Source organism: Actinomadura sp. WAC 06369, assembly GCF_003947565.1.
In the GTDB taxonomy this organism is placed as follows: Bacteria; Actinomycetota; Actinomycetes; order Streptosporangiales; family Streptosporangiaceae; genus Spirillospora; species Spirillospora rifamycini.
On record NZ_QHJN01000160.1, the window covers coordinates 1 to 18,112 of the forward strand.

Sequence of the window (18,112 nt, forward strand, 5' to 3'; positions counted from 1 at the left end):
CGGTGGTTATGGCGAGAGGGAAACACCCGGTCCCATTCCGAACCCGGTAGTTAAGCCTTTCAGCGCCGATGGTACTGCATGGGAGACTGTGTGGGAGAGTAGGACGCCGCCGGACATTTTTTGTGGGGAGGCCCCGCCGTTTACGGCGGGGCCTTTCTCATTTCCGGATGGTCTCCGGCATCCCTTGGTCGGTCCCTGCGTGGTGCAGGCGGGCGGCAGTGACGAAGAGGCCGAGAGCGACGAGGCCGGCGGCTCCGGCGACGGTGGGGAGCGGGCCGGGACCGGCGGCGTCCAGCACGGCGCCACCGACACCTCCGCCCACCGCGACGCCGATGTACGTGCCGGACGTGTTGAGCGCCAGGGCCTGCGTGGCGACGGGACCCGCCAGCAGGTGAAGCCTCGCCTGGACGGCCGGGGAGTTCCAGAACGCCGCGCCGCCCCACACCGTCACGATGCCGAGAAGCAGCACGACCGGTACGGGGCGCAGCGGCCACAGAGCGACCAGCGCCGCCATGGTCGCGACGAACGCCCCTACACCGGCGGCGAGGGTGCGGTCGGGACCCCAGGCGTCGGTCGCGCGTCCGCCCGCCCAGATGCCGACCATGCCCGCCAGGCCGGAGACGGCGAACAGGACGCCGCGGTCGGTGACGTCGGCGTCCGCGAGGGCGGCGGTGAACGGTGCCAGGTACGTCAGCAGCATCATCGAGCCGAACATCAGCACGACGTTCGCCGCCAGCCCCATGGAGATGGCGGGACGGGCGAGGACGGCGATCTGGTCGCGCACCGGCAGGGCGTTCTGCTCGCCGGCGGCGCGGGGCAGCGCGGTCGCGAACGCGAGAGCGACGAGCGCGCCCGCGGCGGCCATCAGCGCGAACGTCGCGCGCCAGCCGAACGCTCCTCCGATCCAGGCACCGGCGGGTACACCGAACGCGATCGCTCCGGTGACGCCGAACGCGACGGCGGCGACGGCGCGTCCCGTGCGTCCAGGGGCGGCGAGGCGCGCGGCGGTCGCGAAGAGCGCGGGCGTCGCGGCCGCGGCGGACAGCGCCGCCGCGACCCGCAGCGCCATCAGCGCCGGGAAAGACGGGCTGAACGCGGCGCCGAGATTCGCGGCGGTGAAGACGAGCGCCGCCGCGACCAGGACGGTCCGGCGGGGAAGCCGGGCGGTGGCGACGGCGGCGAGCGGCGCGGCGACCGCAACGGTCATGGAGAAGACGGTGACGAGCTGCCCGGCCGTTCCCTCGCTGACATCGAGGGAACGGGCGATCTCGGGCAGGACTCCTGCGATGACGTAGTCATCGGTGTAGAAGACGAGCGCTCCCGTCGCGAGCGCGAGCAACCAGCGGGGCACGGCGGTCCTAGGTGGGAGACGAAAGGATCTCGGCTCCTCAACCTAGGGAACGGTCCAGCCTCGCCGCCAAGCCTTTTCGGGACGCCCCGGACCGGTGCCCCCGCCCCGCCGCTACTCAGTCCGTGGGTTGCGTCGTCCTCACGTACTGCCGCCGCTTCGCGTCCCGGACCACGACGCCGAGGCGGGCCAGCTCCCTGCGGAGCTCCTGGACGTCGTCGGCGTCCGGCCCCTTCTCCTTCAGCGGCTCCGCGCGGGCCATGAGGACGGCGTTCGCGCCCTCCGGCAGGCCGGAAAGACCGGGGACCCAGCGGCGGAACTCGTCCCGGTGCGGATCGCTGCCGGCCCAGACGTAACCGTGCGCGGTGAAGGCGCCGGCGACGCCATCGAAGTCGAGGCCGCACTCCTCGCGGAAGAGTTCCGCGCCGCTGTGACCGAGGATGACGAGGTGCTTGCCGTCCCGGAAGGCCGACGCGACGTCCGCGCGGGCGAACTCGTGGTCGCGGCCCTTGCGGTTGAGCATGACCCGGTCGTCCACGAGGCGGAGCGTCAGCTGCTCGAAGTGGGCGATGAAGCCGATGGCCAGGCCCGCGAGGGCACCGGCGGTGATGAGCCACGGGGACGGGATGGAGGCGACCAGTTCGGCCGGACCCTGCATCGGCGCCCAGGGGAGTTTCACCAGCCAGTCGGCCAGGGGACCGACGAGAAAGCCGAGCCCCGCTCCGACGAGCGCGCAGACGACGTAGACGCACGCGGTGCGCCACGCCGGCTCGCTCAGGACGGTCTCCCGGCCCTTGCCCGGGGCCTGCTCGGTACTCTTCCGCACGCCTGTTCCTCCTCTGCTTGTTTCCGACCCTGGAAGGTTCGCGTTCCGAGGCATTGGCCCGCGACGGACTTAGGGCGAGTTCGGTACCGACCAAGGTCGACCGCAGGTTGACCTCAAGTTCGGTCGAGGTCCTAGCGTGGGGCTCGTTCGAGGAACAGGGAGGATCACCATGAAGGTCGTCGCCGCCGCCGAGCCGGGCGGGCCGGAGGTGCTGCGGATCTCGGAGGCGCCGACGCCGCACGCCGGGCCGGGGGACGTGCGGGTGCGGGTGCGGGCGGCGGGCGTCCAGCCGATCGACCTGGCGGTCCGCGCGGGGTACACGCCGCCGGGCGCCGCGCCCGATCCGGTGCCGGGGAACGAGTTCGCGGGCGTGGTGGACGAGGTCGGCGACGGGGCCGCCGGTGTCGCGGTGGGCGACGAGGTGCTGGGCTTCTCGATGCTCGGCTGCTACGCGGAGTTCGTCGTCGTCCCCGCGGCGCAGGTCACCCGCAAGCCGGCCGCGATGCCGTGGGAGGTCGCGGGCGGGTTCTCCGCGGCGGTGATGACGCCGCACATCGCGCTCGAGGACCTGGGCGTCGGTGCGGGGGACACGCTGCTGGTGCACGCCGCCGCCGGGGGCGTCGGTGCCGTCGCCGTCCAGCTCGCCCGGATCGCGGGGGCCGCGGTCGTCGGGACGGCGAGCGAGGGCAACCACGACTACCTGCGGGCGCTCGGCGCGACCCCCGTCCGGTACGGGGACGGGCTCGCGGACCGGGTGCGCGCGGCGGCGCCCGGCGGGGTGGACGCGGCGCTCGACGGTGCGGGCGGCGACGCGCTCGCGGTGTCGCTCGAGCTCGTGAAGGATCCCGGGCGCATCGTCACCCTCGTGGAGCACGGCCGCGCCGCGGAACTCGGGGTGCGGCTCGTGTCGAGGGAGAAGCGGACGATCGCGCGCGTCGCCGAGGCCGTCCGGTACTACGAGGAGGGCCGGCTCGACCTGCACGTGCGGGGAGCCCACTCGTGGACGCGGGCCGCCGACGCGCACCGGCAGGTCGCGACCGGGCACGGGCGCGGCAAGACGGTCCTGGTCATGGACTGAGCGGACGGACGTCCGCCACGTCGAGCGCGGCGAGGGACCACCGACCGGCCGGGAGGGGATCGGGCTTCGCGGGCTCGCCGTTGATGTCGGCGATGAGCGTCCAGTACCGGGGGAAGCGGTCGTCGGCGCCGTCGCGGAGGCGTTCGGCGGGCCGGCGGCGGAGCCAGGGCCCGTCGCGGCGGCCATGGGCGGCGGCGAACGCGGCGGAGGTTTGTGCGGCGGTGGCCCGCGCGGCGTCCGGGGTCCGGCGGCCCGTGCGGCGTCCGGGGCGCGCCGTGCCCCCGCAGGACGGCGGTGACGACGCGCAGGTCGGCGGAGGTGAGGGGCGGCACGACGAGCCGCCGGTCGTCCATCGTGCGGCCGCCGCCGGGCAGAAGGACGATCGCGGGGCCGGAGCCGCCGTGGCCGCGGACGGCGAGCCCGGCCCCGCCGGACGGCGCGACGCCGACGACCCTCGGGTCTCGAGCCGCTTGAGGGGCAAGCCCGGCGGACCCGCCGGTCCGGGGCGCGTGCCGGGGGCCGGGAACGGCGCGCCGGTCCCGGGGGGTCAGCGGCGGTAGGAGTCCAGGAACGTGCCGATGCGGTTGATCGACTCCTCCAGGTCGTCGGCGTACTGGAGCGTGACGACGCGGAAGTGGTCGGTGGTCGGCCAGTTGAAGCCCGTTCCCTGGACGACGAGGAGCTTCTGCTGCTCGAGCAGGTCGAGCGCGAAGCGCATGTCGTCCTCGATCGGGTACATCTCGGGGTCGAGGCGGGGGAAGACGTACAGGGCGCCCTTCGGCTGGACGCACGACACGCCGGGCAGGTCGTTGAGCAGCTTCCAGGCGCGGTCGCGCTGCTCGCCGAGGCGGCCGGTGGGCAGCACCAGGTCGTCGATGCTCTGGTAGCCGCCGAGCGCGGCCTGGATGGCGTGCTGGCCGGGGACGTTCGGGCACAGCCGCATGTTCGCGAGGATGTCGAGGCCCTCGATGTAGGACTCGGCGTGCTCCTTCGGGCCGGACAGCACGACCCAGCCGGAGCGGAAACCGGCGACCCGGTAGTTCTTGGACAGGCCGCCGAAGGTGAGGCACAGCAGGTCGGGGGCCAGCGACGCGATCGGGACGTGCTCGGTGTCGTCGTACAGGATCCGGTCGTAGATCTCGTCGGCGAAGACGATCAGGTTGTGCCGCCGGGCGATCTCGGCGATGCGGGTCAGCACCTCGCGCGGGTAGACGGCGCCGGTCGGGTTGTTCGGGTTGATCAGGACGATCGCCCGGGTCCGCTCGGTGACCTTCGCCTCGATGTCGTCGGTGTCTGGCGCCCAGTCGGCGTCCTCGTCGCACAGGTAGTGGACGGGCGTGCCGCCGCACAGCGACGCGGACGCCGTCCACAGCGGGTAGTCGGGGGCGGGGATGAGGACCTCGTCGCCGTTGTTGAGCAGCGCCTGCAGGGTCATCACGATCAGTTCGGACACGCCGTTGCCGAGGTAGACGTCCTCGACGTCGACGCCGCCGACACCGTTCTCCTCGAACCGCTGCACGACGGCGCGGCGGGCGGGGAGGATGCCCTTGGAGTCGCTGTAGCCGTGCGCCTCCGGCAGGTTGCGGATCATGTCCTGGAGCAGTTCCGGCGGCGCCTCGAAACCGAACGGGGCGGGGTTGCCGATGTTCAGCTTGAGGATGCGGTGCCCCTGGGCCTCGAGCTGCTTGGCGCGCTTGAGGACCGGCCCCCGGATGTCGTAACAGACGTTGCTCAGTTTGCCCGACTGGTTGACCTGCATGGACACACCATATCCGCGCGGGGGCCGGGTATTCGCACGGCGGGGTGACGCACCCGGCGCGCGCCGTCACGCCGGGCGACCGTCCGGTAGCGGGTCAGGGCGCGGCGACGGCGGTCAGGACGGCGGCGCGTGCGGCGCGGCGCGCCGGGCGGACCGCGGCGAGCGTCCCGGCGGCGGCGCCGCCGAGCGCGATCACCGCCAGCGGCACCGGCTGCGGCGCGAACGGGTTGCCGAGGGCGCCGCCGACGCCCCAGCCGAGGAACACCCCGACCAGGAGCCCGCCGGCCGTGCCGAACAGCGCGACGATCACCGATTCCCAGCGGACGATCGACCTGACCTGGGCGCGGGTCGCGCCGACCGCGCGCAGCAGGCCGAGCTCCCGGGTCCGCTCGTGCACCGCCAGCGACAGCGTGTTCGCGATGCCGAGCAGCGCCACCACGATCGCGAGGCCCAGCATCCCGTAGATCACCGGGAGGAAGGCGCGCTGCCGCTCGGTCCGGGACGCGACGAACTCGTCGCGCGTCCGCACGTCCGGCGCCCCGTACCGGGCCGCGAGCGCGGTGAGGGCGCGGCGGGCGTCCGCCGGGGGGACGCCGGGCGCGACGGCGACGAACGCCGTGCGGGCGAGCGGCCGCCCGCCGTGCGCCTCCCACACGGCGCGGGGGACGAGGTGGTCGCCCGCGAGGTCGGTGGCGGCGTAGACGGCCCCGACGGTGAGGGTCCGCGAGGCGCCGTCGGCGAACGTCACCGGGACCCGGGAGCCGGTCCGCCAGCCCCGCTCCCGCGCGGCGGCCTCCGACACGGCGAACGTCCGCGGGTCCGCGAGGGCGCCCTGCACGACGTCCAGGTCCAGGACGCGGCGGAGCGCGGACGGGTCGGCGACGCTCACGGTCGCGACCTCCCCGGCCATCCGGACGGTGCCGGTGCCGAGCCCCGCGACGGCGCCGGTCTGGGGGAGCGCGTCCGCCTCCTCGACGAACCGGGTGTCGAACCCGCCGGTCTCGTTGCCGCCCGCGTCGACGACGAACCGGCCCGTGAACGACCCGGCGACGCCGCGTTCGAGGGACGCGCCCAGCGAGCCGACGAACACGGTGCAGAAGCTCACGACCCCGACGCCGATCATCAGCGCGGTCGCGGCGCCGGCCGTCCGCCGGGGGCTGCGGCACGCGTTGGCGCGGGCGAACGCGCCCGGGACGCCGCGCAGCCGCGCCGCCGGGCCGCCGACGGCCGCCGCGGCCGGGCGGACCCCCACCGGCCCCAGCACCACCAGCGCGAGGACGAACAGCAGCGCGCCGGCGCCCGCGAGGGGCGTCCGCCCGGCGACCGCGCCGGTCACGACCGCGCCCGCGGCGACCGTCGCGAACACGCCGCCGATGATCGCGCGCGCTTCCGCGGGGCCGCCGGGCTCGGCCGCCGCGTCCCGCAGCGCGGTCAGGGGCGCCGTCCGGGACGCGCGCAGCGCGGGGCCGAGCGCGGCGGCGAGGGTCACCAGGACCCCCACCGGCACCGCGATGAGCGGTGTGGTCGCCGAGACGGCCAGGCTCTCCATCGCGATCCCGATGCGGAACTCGGCGAACACCCGCCGCAGCAGCGCCGCGAACCCGACGCCGCCCGCCAGCCCGGCGGCCGTGGCGACGGTACCGACCGCGAGGGCCTCGGCGCCGACGAGGGCGAGCACCTGCCGCCGGTCCGCGCCGAGCACGCGCAGCAGCGCCGACTCGCGGGTCCGCTGCGCCACGGTGATCGCGAACGTGTTGTGGATGGTGAACGCCGCGACGAGCAGCGCGACGCCGCCGAACGCGGCGATTACGACGCGGAACGTGCCGAGCATGCCGCTCTCGACGTCGCCGAGGCTCTCCGCGGCGGCCGCGTCGGCGGTGACGGCCTCCGCCCCGGCGGGCAGGACCGCGCCCACGCGCGCGGCCAGTTCCGCGGGGCCGGTGCCGTCGGCCGCGCGGATCCGGACGGCGGCGATCCGGTCGGGGGACGCGGCGACGTGCCGGCGCGCGCCCTCCAGCGTGAACGCGGTGAACGCCGACTCCCCGAACGCCTTCTCGTCGCCGAACGTGCTGATCCCGACGATCGTCACCGGGACCCGGCGCGGCGTGAGGACGGCCGTCCGGTCCCCGACGCGCAGCCCGCCCAGCTCGGCGGTCAGCCGGTTCACGACGACCTCGTCCGGCGCGCGGGGCGCGCGGCCCTCGGCCACCCGGTACGGGTTGAGCGCGGGGTCGGTGATCCAGTTCCCGGCGTCGCGCGGGCCGCGGGTCTCGACCACCCGGCCGTCCGCGCCGAGGACCTGCCCGGACCCCTGGACGAGCGGCGCCGCGTGCGCGACGCCGTCCACGGCCCGCACCCGGTCGAGGGCCGCCGCGTCGATCTCGCCGCGCGAGCCCCACGGGGAGTCGCTCACGTCCGTCGCGTTCCGCACCACGACGTCCGTCCGGCCGTAGGAGCCGGAGTAGGAGGAGTCGAGGCTGCTCGCGAGGGTGTCGCCGAGGACGAGCGTCCCGGTGAGGAACGCGACGCCGAGGAACACCGCGGTCAGCGCGCCCGCCAGGCGGCGCCGGCGGGCCCGGATCTCCTTGAGCGCGAGCCCGATCACGGCCGTCCTCCCGGTTCCCGCATCCGGTCGAGGACGCGGCCCTCGGTCGGGGCGTCCATGACGTCGGCGATCCTGCCGTCGGCCAGGAACACGACCGCGTCGGCGTGCGCCGCGGCGGCCGGGTCGTGGGTGACCATCGCGACGGTCTGCCCGAGGTCGTCGACGGCGCCGCGCAGCAGCGCCGGCACCTCGGCGCCGCTGCGGGAGTCGAGGTTGCCGGTCGGCTCGTCCGCGAACACGATGTCCGGGCGGGTGACGAGCGCGCGGGCCAGCGCGACCCGCTGCCGCTGCCCGCCCGACAGCTCCGCCGGCCGGTGCGCGAGCCGGTCGCCGAGCCGGTCGCCGAGCCGCAGGACGCGGACGACCGTGTCGAACCACGCGGTGTCGGGCGCCCGTCCGGCCAGCGTCACCGGCAGGACGATGTTGTCGTGCGCGGTCAGCGCCGGGAGCAGGTTGAACGCCTGGAACACGAACCCGATGCGTTCGCGCCGGAGCCGGGTGAGGCGCCGGTCGGACAGCGTCCCGAGCTCCTCGTCGCCCACGAACACCCGGCCGGACGTCGCGTCCTCCAGCCCGGCGGCGCAGTGCAGCAGCGTGGACTTCCCCGCACCGGACGGCCCCATGATCGCGGTGAACCGCCCGGCCGGGAACACCGCGCTGACGTCGTCGAGGGCCCGGACCGCCATCGGCCCGGACCCGTGCACCTTGGTGAGGCGCTCGGTGTGCGCGCCGCCGGAGCGACCGCGCGGGGACGCCCCGGACGCCGTCCGCGCCGCTGCTGATCCGCTCATGCGGTGATGCTCCCGGCCGGAGGGCCGGTACGTCGTCGGGCCCGGAGATGCATCGCCGCTGCGCCCTGCGGAGCACGCGCCGCCGTCCGGCTACGCCTTCCGGTGTACGGGCGGCCGGCGCCGCGGCGGGCGGGGCCCGGCGACCTGCGCGAAGATCAATAAGACGCGACGTCCAATTGTGATGCGGGCAACATACATGCAGGCTTGATTGCTTGTTAGTGCGCTCGTACGGTCGAGGCGTGTCAGTAAGCGCGCGGCGACGGAACCCCCCGGAACGCCGCCACGGCCGCGGCCGCCGCACCCAGGAGGAGCGCCGGTCGCGGACCCGGGCGCGGCTCCTGGAGGCGACCATGGAGTGCCTCGTCGATCTCGGCTGGTCCCGGACGTCCACCACCGAGGTCGCGCGCCGCGCGGGCGTCTCGCGCGGCGCCCAGCAGCACCACTACCCGACGAAGATGGTCCTCGTCGCGGCGGCGCTGGAGCACCTGCTGGAGGCGCAGCGGCTGGCGTACGAGACGGCCTTCGCGGTGCTGCCCGCCGAGCGCCGCAATGTCGAGGGCGCCCTCGACCTGCTCTGGCAGGTGTTCCGCGGCCGCCCGGCCAAGGCCCTCACCGAGCTGGCCGTCGCGGCCCGCACCGACGACGAGCTGCGCCCCCTCTGCCAGGACCTCAACGAGCGGGTCCTGCAGGTCATCCTCGAGACCTTCGAGCGCCTCTTCCCCGCGAACACGCTGCCCGCCGACTTCGTCCCGACGATGCTGCGCGGCCTGTTCGCGATGTTCATCGGCCTGTCCATCCAGAACGCGCTGGACGACGACGCGGACGGCCACCAGGCCGCCGTGCTGCGCCAGATCAAGGACGTCGCCCGGCTCATCGTGCCGGAACCCGGAGCCCCCGAGGCCGGCGCGTCACCCCCCAGGGAGCGCACCATGCCCGAAGCCCCCACCGACCTCGCCGCCGAAGTGCGCGAGCAGGTCAAGGACAGGAAGTCCTACCTCGGCGTCATCGACCGCCTGAACAAGGCGTCCGTGGACAAGCACTGGGAGGCGTACGCCGACATCCCGTGGGACGACCCCGACTTCGCGATCGACAAGAACGACCCGCGCTGGACCCTGCCGGAGTTCGACCGGCTCGGCGCGACCGAGTGGTACCGCTCGCAGCCGCCCGAGATCCGGGCGCAGATCGGGCTGTGGCGGGTCGCGACCGCGATGAAGATCGGCCTGCAGTTCGAGAACCTGCTCAAGCGCGGGCTGCTCAACTACGCGTACTGGCTGCCGAACGGGCGGCCCGAATTCCGGTACGTATACCATGAGACGACCGAGGAATGCCACCACGGCATGATGTTCCAGGAGTTCGTGAACCGGACGAAGTTGCCGATCCGCGGCATGCCGAAGTCGCTGACGTTCGTCGCGCAGGCCGCGCCGTGGATCCCGCTGATCAGCACGGAGATGTTCTTCGTGTTCGTGCTCGGCGGCGAGGACCCCATCGACTACGTGCAGCGCCGGTCGCTCAAGAACGGGCACATCAAGCACCCGCTCGAAGAGACGATCATGAAGATCCACATCGCGGAGGAGGCCCGGCACATCTCCTTCGCCCGGCACTACCTCAAGCACCGGGTCCCGCGCATGCACCCGGTGCGCCGCCGGGTCCTCGGGCTGTTCACCCCGGTCGTCCTCGGCGTGATGGCGCGGATCATGCTGTCCCCGCCCGGCCCGATGGTCCGCCACTTCAATATCCCGCCGGACGTCGTGCGCGCGGCCTACCGCGGCGAGGCGGCCCAGGCGGAGATCGCCAACTCGGTCGGCAAGATCCGCGACCTGATGGCCGAGCTGGGCGTCATCGACCCGGTCGGCAAGCGGATCTGGAAGGCGTTCGGGATCTGGGACGAGCCGAAGAAGCGCCGCCCCGTCCCGTCCGCCGAGGCCGCCTGAGACCGGGCGCCGACATGGCGGACGAGACGCGCCCCGCCGCGGTCACGCCCGCGGCGGGGCCCGGCGGACCGTACCGGGTCGCGATCATCGGGACCGGCTTCTCCGGCCTCGGGATGGCGATCGGACTGAAGAAGGCCGGCGTCCACGACTTCGTCGTCCTGGAGAAGGCCGGCGAGGTGGGCGGGACGTGGCGGGAGAACACCTACCCCGGCTGCGCCTGCGACATCATGTCGCTGCTGTACTCGTTCTCCTTCGAGCCCAAGAGCGACTGGTCCCGGATGTTCCCGAAGCAGGGCGAACTGCTGCAGTACATCAAGGACGTCGTCGACAAGTACGACCTCGCGCAGCACATCCGGTTCCGCGCCGAGGTGACGGGCGCCGAGTACGACGACGCCACCGGCACCTGGCGCGTCACCGTCGCGCCCGGCGGCCCGGACGGCCGGGACGGCGGGGACGGCGAGGGCCGCGGGGACGAGATCGTCCGGGCGCGGGCCGTCGTGGCGGGCATGGGGCCGCTGCACCGGCCGAACATCCCGGACCTGCCGGGGCTGGAGTCGTTCCAGGGGGCCGCCTTCCACTCCGCCGAGTGGGACCACTCCTACGACCTCGCCGGCAAGCGCGTCGCCGTCATCGGGACGGGCGCGTCGGCGGTCCAGTTCGTCCCGCAGATCGCGAAGAAGGCCGCGTCCCTCACGGTGTTCCAGCGGACGCCGCCGTGGATCCTGCCCAAACCCGACCGCCGCGTCACCGGCCTGGAGAAGGCGCTCTTCCGGCACGTCCCGGGCGTGCAGCGCGGGTACCGCAACGGCATTTACCTGGTGCAGGAGAGCTTCGTCGTCGGGTTCAAGAACCCACGGCTGCTCAAGCTGGCCAGCGGCCTGGCCCGGTGGCACCTGGCGCGCCAGGTGCCGGACCGGGAGCTGCGCCGCAAGCTCGTCCCCGACTACACGATGGGCTGCAAGCGGACGCTCGTGTCCAGCGACTACTACCCGGCGCTCATGCGGCCCGGCGTCGAGCTGACCACCGAGGGCATCGCCGAGGTGCGCCCGCGGTCGATCGTGACGCGGGACGGCCGCGAGCACGAGGTCGACGCGATCATCTTCGGCACCGGCTTCCACGTCACCGACGCGTTCGACGACGCCCGCATCACCGGCCGGGACGGACTGCGGATCCAGGACGCGTGGAAGGACGGCATCGAGGCGCACCTCGGCGTCACCGTGGCCGGCTTCCCGAACCTGTTCCTGCTGCTCGGGCCGAACTCCGGCCTCGGCCACAATTCGATGATCTTCATCATCGAGGCGCAGGTCCGGTACGTCCTGCAGTGCCTCGCGCTGCTCGACGCGTCCGGCGGGGGCCGCATCTCCGTCCGTCCGTCCGCCCAGGACCGGTTCAACGCGTGGGTGCGGCGGAAGTCCGAGGGCGCGGTCTGGGTGTCCGGGGGCTGCACGAGCTGGTACCTCGACCGCGACGGCGCCAACCGCGCCGCGTGGCCCGCGTCCACCGTCGCCTACTGGCTGCGGACCCGCCGCATCGACCCCGCCGACTTCGAGATCGAGCCGGACGCGCCGGCGCGCGGAGCGGCGGTTCCGTGACGGGGCCCATATCGGCGGGCTCCCCGCGCCGATACAATCACCTGCAATTCGACACACCATCCAATTACCGAGCGGAGCGCGCAATGAGCATCGCGATCGTGACCGGAGGCGCATCCGGCATCGGCCGTGCGATCGCCACGTCCCTGGTGGCGCGCGGCGACACCGTCGTGGTCACCGACGTCAACGAGGCCGGCGCCGAGGCCGTCGCCGAGCGGCTGAACACCCTCGGCCGCGGCAAGGCCGCCTCCGCCCGCCTCGACGTCACCGACGCCGACGCCGTCACCGAGCTGTACCGGGGCGTCAAGGACGAGCACGGGCGCCTCGACCGCGTCTTCAACAACGCCGGCATCGCCGTCGGCGGCCTGGCCGAGGAACTCACCCTCGACCACTGGAACCGCGCGATCGACATCAACCTCAGGGGCGTCGTCCACGGCGTCAACGCCGCCTACCCGATCATGCTGGAGCAGGGGAGCGGCCACATCGTCAACACCGCGTCCCTCGCCGGGCTCGTCCCCATGCCCGTCGGCATCCCCTACACCGCCACCAAGCACGCCGTCGTCGGCCTCTCCCTCGGCCTGCGCGCCGAGGCCGCCGGGCGCGGCGTCAAGGTCAGCGTCGTCTGCCCCAGCTTCGTCAACACCCCGCTGCTCACCAACGTCAACCCCGACCTGCCCGAGACCGCCCTCAGCGGCGACGCCACCGGCGACATCAAGAAGACGTCGCCGTTCCTCTACACCGCCGAGAAGCTCGCCCGCGACATCATGCGCGGCGTCGACCGCAACCAGGCGCTGATCGTCGCCCCCCGGCACGGCCGCGCCGCCTGGCGGGGCGCCCGCTTCAGCCCGTCCGGGGCCGTGCGCGTCGCGCAGTTCGCCGTCGGCCGCATCCGCGGGGGCAAGTAGCGCGCCCCGCGTAGGCTGGGGCGCGTGGAACGGATCCTGGTCAGCTCCTGCCTCGCGGGGCGGCCCGTCCGCTACGACGGCGCGGCCAAACCGGTCGACGACGGACTCTTCGCGCGCTGGCGCGCCGAGGGCCGGCTCGTCCCCTGCTGCCCGGAGGTGTCGGGCGGGCTCGCCGTGCCGCGCCCGCCCGCCGAGATCGTCGGCGGCGACGGCCGGGCCGTCCTCGACGGCACCGCCGCCGTCCGCACCGCCGCCGGCGAGGACGTGACGGACGCCTTCCTGCGCGGCGCCCGCCACGCCCTCGACACCGCCCGCCGCGCCGGCGCCCGCGTCGCCGTCCTCAAGGAGGGCAGCCCCTCCTGCGGCAGCGACCGGATCTACGACGGCACCTTCACCGGCGCCGCGACGCCCGGCGAGGGCGTCACCACCGCCCTCCTCGAACGCGCGGGCGTCCGCGTCTTCGGCGAGGACGACCTCGCGGCCGTCCAAGCGCTCCTGACCGACCTCGAATCCCGCTAGTACACCTCGGCGTTGCCGTACACGCCCGTCCCGGGCTCGTCGCACTGCGCGATGAACTCGGCCGGGAACCCCGGCTCGAAGCCCGTCGCCGCCTCCAGCCGCGCCACCGCCTCCGCCGGCAGGACGACGTCCGCGGCGCCGAGGTTCTCGGCGAGCTGCGCCGCGTCCCTCGCCCCCACGATCGGATGCACCCGGGGCCACCGCGCCCGCGTCCACGCCAGCGCGACCTGCGACGCCGGCACGCCCAGCTCCCCGGCGACCTCCACCACCGCACGCGCCACCGCGTGGTCGCGCTCGCCCAGCGCGGACGCGTCCACGCGCGTGGCGCCGTCCGGCGGCCGCGGCCCGGAGAACTTCCCGGACAGGACGCCCCGGGCCAGCGGCGCCCACGCGGCGACGCTCAACCCCAGCTCGTCCGCCATCGGCAGCAACTCCCGCTCCGCGTCCCGGTTCAGCAGGTTGTACGGCACCTGGACGCCCGCGAACGGCGTCCAGCCCCGCCACTCCGCGAGCGTGTTCGCGCGCGACACCACCCACGCGGGCGCGTCCGAGATCCCGACGTACAGGACCTTCCCCGAGCGGACGACGTCGTCCAGCGCCCGCATCGTCTCCTCGATCGGCGTGCGGCGGTCCCACACGTGCACCCACAGCAAATCGACGTAGTCGGTCCGCAGCCTCCGCAGGCTCCGCTCCAGCGACAGCACCAGGTTCTTGCGGTGGTTGCCGCCGCCGTTCGGGTCGTCCGGGTCGCGGGAGACCGTGTACTTGGTCGCCAGCACGAACCGGTCGCGGCGCCCCGCGAGCAGCCCGCCCAGCACGGCCTCGCTCTCCCCGTACGCCGACGCCGTGTCGATGACGTTGCCGCCCGCGTCGGCGTAGACGTCCAGCATGGCCTCGTGGCCGGGACCGTCCTCGAAGAAGCTCATCGCGCCGAAGAAGATCTCCGACACGCGCAGACCGGTCCGTCCCAGCACTCGGTAACGCACAAGACCCCTCTCGGTAAGCGGTGAGGCCCCGCCTCGAACCGCCTCCCCAGCCTCCCACGTACCGGGACGAAGCGGACTACTTCCCGGCGGCCGCGTCGAGCCGGCGGAGCGCGCCCCGCACGACCTCCGGGTCGGTCGTCGCCCAGAACGGCGGCAGCGAGTTCTTCAGGAACGCGCCGTACCGCGCGGTCGCCAGTCGCGGATCGAGGACCGCGACGACGCCGCGGTCGTCCATCGACCGCAGCAGCCGGCCCGCGCCCTGCGCGAGCAGCAGCGCCGCGTGCGTCGCCGCCACCGACATGAACCCGTTGCCGCCCGCGGCCGCCACCGCCCGCGACCGTGCCGACGACACCGGGTCGTCCGGGCGCGGGAACGGGATCCGGTCCATGATCACGAGCTGCAGGGACGGGCCCGGCACGTCCACCCCCTGCCACAGCGACAGCGTGCCGAACAGGCAGGTCCGCTCGTCCTCGGCGAACCGCGCGACCAGCTGGCTCGTCGAATCCTCGCCCTGGCACAGCAGCGGATGCGACAGGTGGTCCTTCAGCTCGTCCGCCGCCTGCCGCGCGGCCCGCATCGAGGAGAACAGGCCCAGCGTCCGGCCGCCCGCCGCCTCGATCAGCTCGGTGATCTCGGTGAGGTAGGCGTCGGCGAGGCCGTCCCGCCCCGGCTGCGGCAGATGCCGCGCGACGTACAGGATGCCCGACTTCGGATGGTCGAACGGGGACCCCACGTCCAGGCCCGACCAGGCGACCTTGCTCTCCTTGGCGTCCTTGTCCGCGGTGACCCCGAGCCCCTCCGCGGCCGTCCGCGCGTCCCGCGGGGCGCCGTCGCCCAGCGGCGGCAGGCCCCACTGGCGGGCCAGCGGCTCGAACGACCCGCCCAGCGTCAGCGTCGCCGACGTCAGCACCGTCGTGCGCTGCTCGAACAGCGTCGTCCGGAGCAGCCCGCCCACCCCGATCGGCGCGACGTGCAGCGCCGGCGGCCGCTTCGGGCGCCCCTCCTGCACGAACGGCTTCTCCAGCCACACCACGTCGAACCGCTGCGCGATCTCCGGCTGGAACGCCTCCAGCAGCCGCACGGCCGTGTCGTGCACGTCCTCCAGCGACGACCGCGCCGCCTTCCGCGCGGCCATGTCGCCGGGGTCGTTGTCCTTCCGCTCCGGGCCCAGCGCGGTGATCGCGGCGTGCGCCGCGTCCTGCACGACGGCCAGGGTGTTGCCGAGCGCCGGCGACAGGACGTCCATCCGCCCGCCCGGCATGTCCTCCAGCAGGACGCCGAGCCCCTCGCCCGCCTCCTTCAGCCGGTCGGCGAGGCCCTCCTCGATCAGCCGCCCGCAGCGCCGCGCCGCCGTCTCGACGGCCGGCGCGCTCAGCTCGCCCGTCGCCACCGACGTCACCCGGTCGACCAGCTCGTGCGCCTCGTCCACGATCACCACGTCGTGCTCCGGCAGGACCTGGAACTCCTCCAGCGCGTCGATCGCCAGCAGCGCGTGGTTCGTCACCACGATGTGCGCGTCCCCGGCCTGCGCGCGCGCCAGCTCGGCGAAGCAGTCCGTCCCGTGCGGGCAGCGCTGCGCCCCCAGGCACTCCTTCGCGCTGACCGCGACCTGCCGCCACGCCTGCTCGCTCACCCCGGGCACCAGCTCGTCCCGGTCGCCCGTCGTGGTCTCCTCGACCCACTCGTTCAGCCGCTTGACCTGCCGGCCCAGCGACGACAGCTGCTGCGGGTCGAACAGCCCGGGGCCGCCGTCCTCCTCGTCCGGCACGCCCGTCTGCACCCGGTGCAGGCACAGGTAGTTGCGCCGGCCCTTGAGGATCGCGAACCGCAGCTCCGTCCCCAGCAGCGGCCCGAGCGCCTCCGCGAGCCGCGGCAGGTCGCGGTCGACGAGCTGGCGCTGCAGCGCGATCGTCGCCGTCGACACCACCACCGTGGTCTGCTTCTCCACCGCGTGCCGGATCGCCGGGACCAGGTACGCGAGCGACTTGCCGGTGCCGGTGCCGGCCTGGGCCGCGACGTGCTCGCCCGACTCGATCGCCTTGCGGACGGCCTCCGCCATCGCCGTCTGGCCGGGGCGCTCGGCGCCCCCGATGGCCTCGACGGCGGCGGCGAGCAGGGTCGCCATGTCCGGAATCTGGGTGTCGCTGCCGGTGAGCAGTTCTGGGGCGGGCACGACGCCCGACCCTACCGTCCGCCGCCGACAGCCGCGTCCCGTCCCGGAACCGGGACGCCCCCTTTGCGGGGGCTCGCGTTCGATGCACGGCCGGGGTCGGCCAAGATGGTGGCGTGTCTGCTGAAAGAGAAGTCCTGACCTGGGAGTTGTTCGGCGCCGCGAGCCGCGAGCTGGCGCAGGCGGTCGCCGACAGCGGCTACCGCCCCGACCTGATCCTGTCCATCGCCCGCGGCGGCCTGTTCGTCGCCGGATCCCTCGGCTACGCGCTGGACGTGAAGAACCTGCACGTGATGAACGTCGAGTTCTACACCGGCGTCGACGAACGCCTCGACCTGCCGGTCATGCTGCCCCCCGTCCCCAACGCCGTGGACCTGTCCGGCGCGAAGGTCCTCGTCGCCGACGACGTCGCCGACACCGGCGCGACCCTCAAGCTCGTCCGCGACTTCTGCGCCGACCACGTCGCGGACGTCCGCTGCGCGGTCGTGTACGAGAAGCCCGCGTCCTCGGTCAAGTGCGAGTACGTCTGGCGGCACACCGACCGCTGGATCAACTTCCCCTGGTCCACCGAGCCCCCGGTCGTCAGCAAGCCCCACCAGGTCCTCGACGCCTGAGTTATCCACAGGGCCCGGTTTTTTGACGGCCCCGCACGTCCGCCTGCGAACGTCGATGGCATGAGTCCACTGGTCATCCGCTCCGCCCAGGACGCCATCGCCGCCGTCCCGTACGTGCTCGGCTTCCACCCGTCCCGCAGCCTCGTCGTGATCGGCTTCGACGGGCCGCCGAACACCTGCGCCGTCCGCCTGGATTTACCGGTGGACGGCGCCGCCGGGCAGGCGGCCGGGATGCTCGCCGGCAACGGCTTCCGCCGGGCCCTCCTGCTCGGGTACGGCGGCCCGGAAGAGGTCGCCGCCGCCGCCGTCGCCATGCGCGCGGCCCTCGCCGCCGCGGGCGTCGACACCGTCGAGGCCATCCGCGTCGACGCCCACCGATGGTGGTCGCTGACCTGCGACGACGACTGCTGCCCGGCCGAGGGCACGCCCTACGACAGCACCGGCAGCGTCGTCGCCGCCCAGGCGACCTTCGCCGGGCACGTCGTCCTCGCCGACCGGGACGAACTGGTCCGCTCGCTCCAGCCCGTCCCGGACACCCCCGCCCTCCGCTCCGCCACCGAACGCGCCGAGAAACGGTTCCTCGCCCGAGCCCGCGAGCCCTCCGCCCGCTACCGCTCCAAGGCCGCCGAAGAGGGGGTCGCGTTCATCGCCTCCCTCTCCGGCGACCTCACCGACGACGAGGTCGCCTGGCTCGGCGTGCTGCTCACCGACCGCCGCGTCCGCGACGAGGCGTGGATCCGCATCGACGAGGACGCGCCCGCGGAGGACATCCGGTTCTGGCGCGACGTCACCCGCCGCGTCCGCGCCCCCTACGCCGCCGGCCCCGCCGCCCTCCTCGCCTACGCCGCCTACGCCGCGGGCGACGGCGGCCTCGCCAACATCGCCCTCGACCGGGCCCTCGACGCCGACCCCTGCTACTCGATGGCCGTCCTCCTGCGCCAGGTCATCACCTCGGGCATCCCGCCCTCCAAGGCCAAGATGCGCATGACCC

Annotated in this window: 15 protein-coding genes and 1 rRNA gene; 8 read left to right on the plus strand and 8 right to left on the minus strand. The window is 74.1% G+C overall.

What is annotated here, in order from left to right:
* Positions 1 to 115, plus strand: a 5S ribosomal RNA gene (gene rrf, locus DMH08_RS31625); the annotation flags it as partial.
* Positions 116 to 157: 42 nt separating this feature from the next.
* On the opposite strand, the gene DMH08_RS31630 is transcribed toward rrf, so the two are convergent.
* Both DMH08_RS31630 and DMH08_RS31635 read right to left on the minus strand, forming a co-directional pair.
* Positions 158 to 1,351, minus strand: coding sequence for an MFS transporter (locus DMH08_RS31630; protein ID WP_125619641.1), 1,194 nt, complete (start codon positions 1,349 to 1,351; stop codon positions 158 to 160).
* A gap of 115 nt (positions 1,352 to 1,466) precedes the next feature.
* Positions 1,467 to 2,174: a YqeB family protein gene (locus DMH08_RS31635; protein ID WP_125619643.1), complete on the minus strand. Its 708-nt coding sequence runs from the start codon at positions 2,172 to 2,174 to the stop codon at positions 1,467 to 1,469.
* A 169-nt stretch (positions 2,175 to 2,343) separates the two neighbouring features.
* Here DMH08_RS31635 and DMH08_RS31640 point away from each other — a divergent pair, with 169 nt between their 5' ends.
* Positions 2,344 to 3,252 carry an NADP-dependent oxidoreductase gene (locus DMH08_RS31640; protein ID WP_125619645.1) on the plus strand — a complete coding sequence of 303 codons (909 nt, stop codon included), beginning with the start codon at positions 2,344 to 2,346 and terminating at the stop codon, positions 3,250 to 3,252.
* On the opposite strand, the gene DMH08_RS31645 is transcribed toward DMH08_RS31640, so the two are convergent.
* From DMH08_RS31645 to DMH08_RS31660, 4 genes are all read right to left on the minus strand, one after another.
* A complete protein-coding gene (locus DMH08_RS31645; RefSeq protein WP_125619647.1) occupies positions 3,242 to 3,733 on the minus strand; it encodes a hypothetical protein in 492 nt (163 codons plus the stop codon). The genes DMH08_RS31640 and DMH08_RS31645 overlap by 11 nt on opposite strands.
* Positions 3,734 to 3,799: 66 nt before the next feature.
* Positions 3,800 to 5,011: a pyridoxal phosphate-dependent aminotransferase gene (locus DMH08_RS31650; RefSeq protein ID WP_026405031.1), complete on the minus strand. Its 1,212-nt coding sequence runs from the start codon at positions 5,009 to 5,011 to the stop codon at positions 3,800 to 3,802.
* Positions 5,012 to 5,105: 94 nt separating this feature from the next.
* Positions 5,106 to 7,616 (minus strand): ABC transporter permease, encoded by a 2,511-nt coding sequence (locus DMH08_RS31655; RefSeq protein ID WP_125619649.1) that lies wholly within the window; start codon positions 7,614 to 7,616, stop codon positions 5,106 to 5,108.
* Positions 7,613 to 8,407 (minus strand): ABC transporter ATP-binding protein, encoded by a 795-nt coding sequence (locus DMH08_RS31660; protein ID WP_125619651.1) that lies wholly within the window; start codon positions 8,405 to 8,407, stop codon positions 7,613 to 7,615. The genes DMH08_RS31655 and DMH08_RS31660 overlap by 4 nt, the downstream gene beginning before the upstream one ends.
* Before the next feature lie 239 nt (positions 8,408 to 8,646).
* Between DMH08_RS31660 and DMH08_RS42015 the strand changes: the two genes are divergently transcribed.
* From DMH08_RS42015 to DMH08_RS31685, 4 genes are all read left to right on the plus strand, one after another.
* On the plus strand, positions 8,647 to 10,338 hold the full coding sequence (locus tag DMH08_RS42015; protein WP_233617925.1) for a diiron oxygenase: 1,692 nt from the start codon (positions 8,647 to 8,649) through the stop codon (positions 10,336 to 10,338).
* 14 nt (positions 10,339 to 10,352) lie between these two features.
* Entirely contained in the window at positions 10,353 to 11,930 is a 1,578-nt protein-coding gene (locus DMH08_RS31675; protein WP_125619653.1) for a flavin-containing monooxygenase, read from the plus strand.
* A gap of 83 nt (positions 11,931 to 12,013) precedes the next feature.
* Complete coding sequence (locus DMH08_RS31680; protein ID WP_125619655.1) at positions 12,014 to 12,832, plus strand: SDR family NAD(P)-dependent oxidoreductase; 819 nt, start codon at positions 12,014 to 12,016, stop codon at positions 12,830 to 12,832.
* A 24-nt stretch (positions 12,833 to 12,856) separates the two neighbouring features.
* Positions 12,857 to 13,351, plus strand: a complete 495-nt coding sequence (locus DMH08_RS31685) for a DUF523 domain-containing protein (protein WP_026405025.1) — start codon at positions 12,857 to 12,859, stop codon at positions 13,349 to 13,351.
* On the opposite strand, the gene DMH08_RS31690 is transcribed toward DMH08_RS31685, so the two are convergent.
* A complete protein-coding gene (locus DMH08_RS31690; protein ID WP_026405024.1) occupies positions 13,348 to 14,337 on the minus strand; it encodes an aldo/keto reductase in 990 nt (329 codons plus the stop codon). The genes DMH08_RS31685 and DMH08_RS31690 overlap by 4 nt on opposite strands.
* Before the next feature lie 76 nt (positions 14,338 to 14,413).
* Positions 14,414 to 16,462, minus strand: coding sequence for an ATP-dependent DNA helicase (locus DMH08_RS31695; RefSeq protein WP_125619659.1), 2,049 nt, complete (start codon positions 16,460 to 16,462; stop codon positions 14,414 to 14,416).
* A 161-nt stretch (positions 16,463 to 16,623) separates the two neighbouring features.
* Here DMH08_RS31695 and DMH08_RS31700 point away from each other — a divergent pair, with 161 nt between their 5' ends.
* The gene (locus tag DMH08_RS31700; RefSeq protein ID WP_026405022.1) at positions 16,624 to 17,121 is read left to right on the plus strand and encodes a phosphoribosyltransferase; all 498 of its coding nucleotides are present in this window, start codon (positions 16,624 to 16,626) and stop codon (positions 17,119 to 17,121) included.
* A 60-nt stretch (positions 17,122 to 17,181) separates the two neighbouring features.
* Positions 17,182 to 18,112: DUF4192 domain-containing protein (locus tag DMH08_RS31705; RefSeq protein WP_148108613.1), on the plus strand; the 931-nt coding region annotated here is incomplete at its 3' end.

Bases quoted from the DNA above. Each gene is read 5' to 3' on its own strand.
- DMH08_RS31640 (WP_125619645.1), top strand. From the start codon at position 2,344: ATGAAGGTCGTCGCCGCCGCCGAGCCGGGCGGGCCGGAGGTGCTGCGG.
- DMH08_RS31650 (WP_026405031.1), bottom strand. From the start codon at position 5,011: ATGCAGGTCAACCAGTCGGGCAAACTGAGCAACGTCTGTTACGACATC.
- DMH08_RS31660 (WP_125619651.1), bottom strand. From the start codon at position 8,407: ATGAGCGGATCAGCAGCGGCGCGGACGGCGTCCGGGGCGTCCCCGCGC.
- DMH08_RS31675 (WP_125619653.1), top strand. From the start codon at position 10,353: ATGGCGGACGAGACGCGCCCCGCCGCGGTCACGCCCGCGGCGGGGCCC.
- DMH08_RS31680 (WP_125619655.1), top strand. From the start codon at position 12,014: ATGAGCATCGCGATCGTGACCGGAGGCGCATCCGGCATCGGCCGTGCG.
- DMH08_RS31695 (WP_125619659.1), bottom strand. From the start codon at position 16,462: ATGGCGACCCTGCTCGCCGCCGCCGTCGAGGCCATCGGGGGCGCCGAG.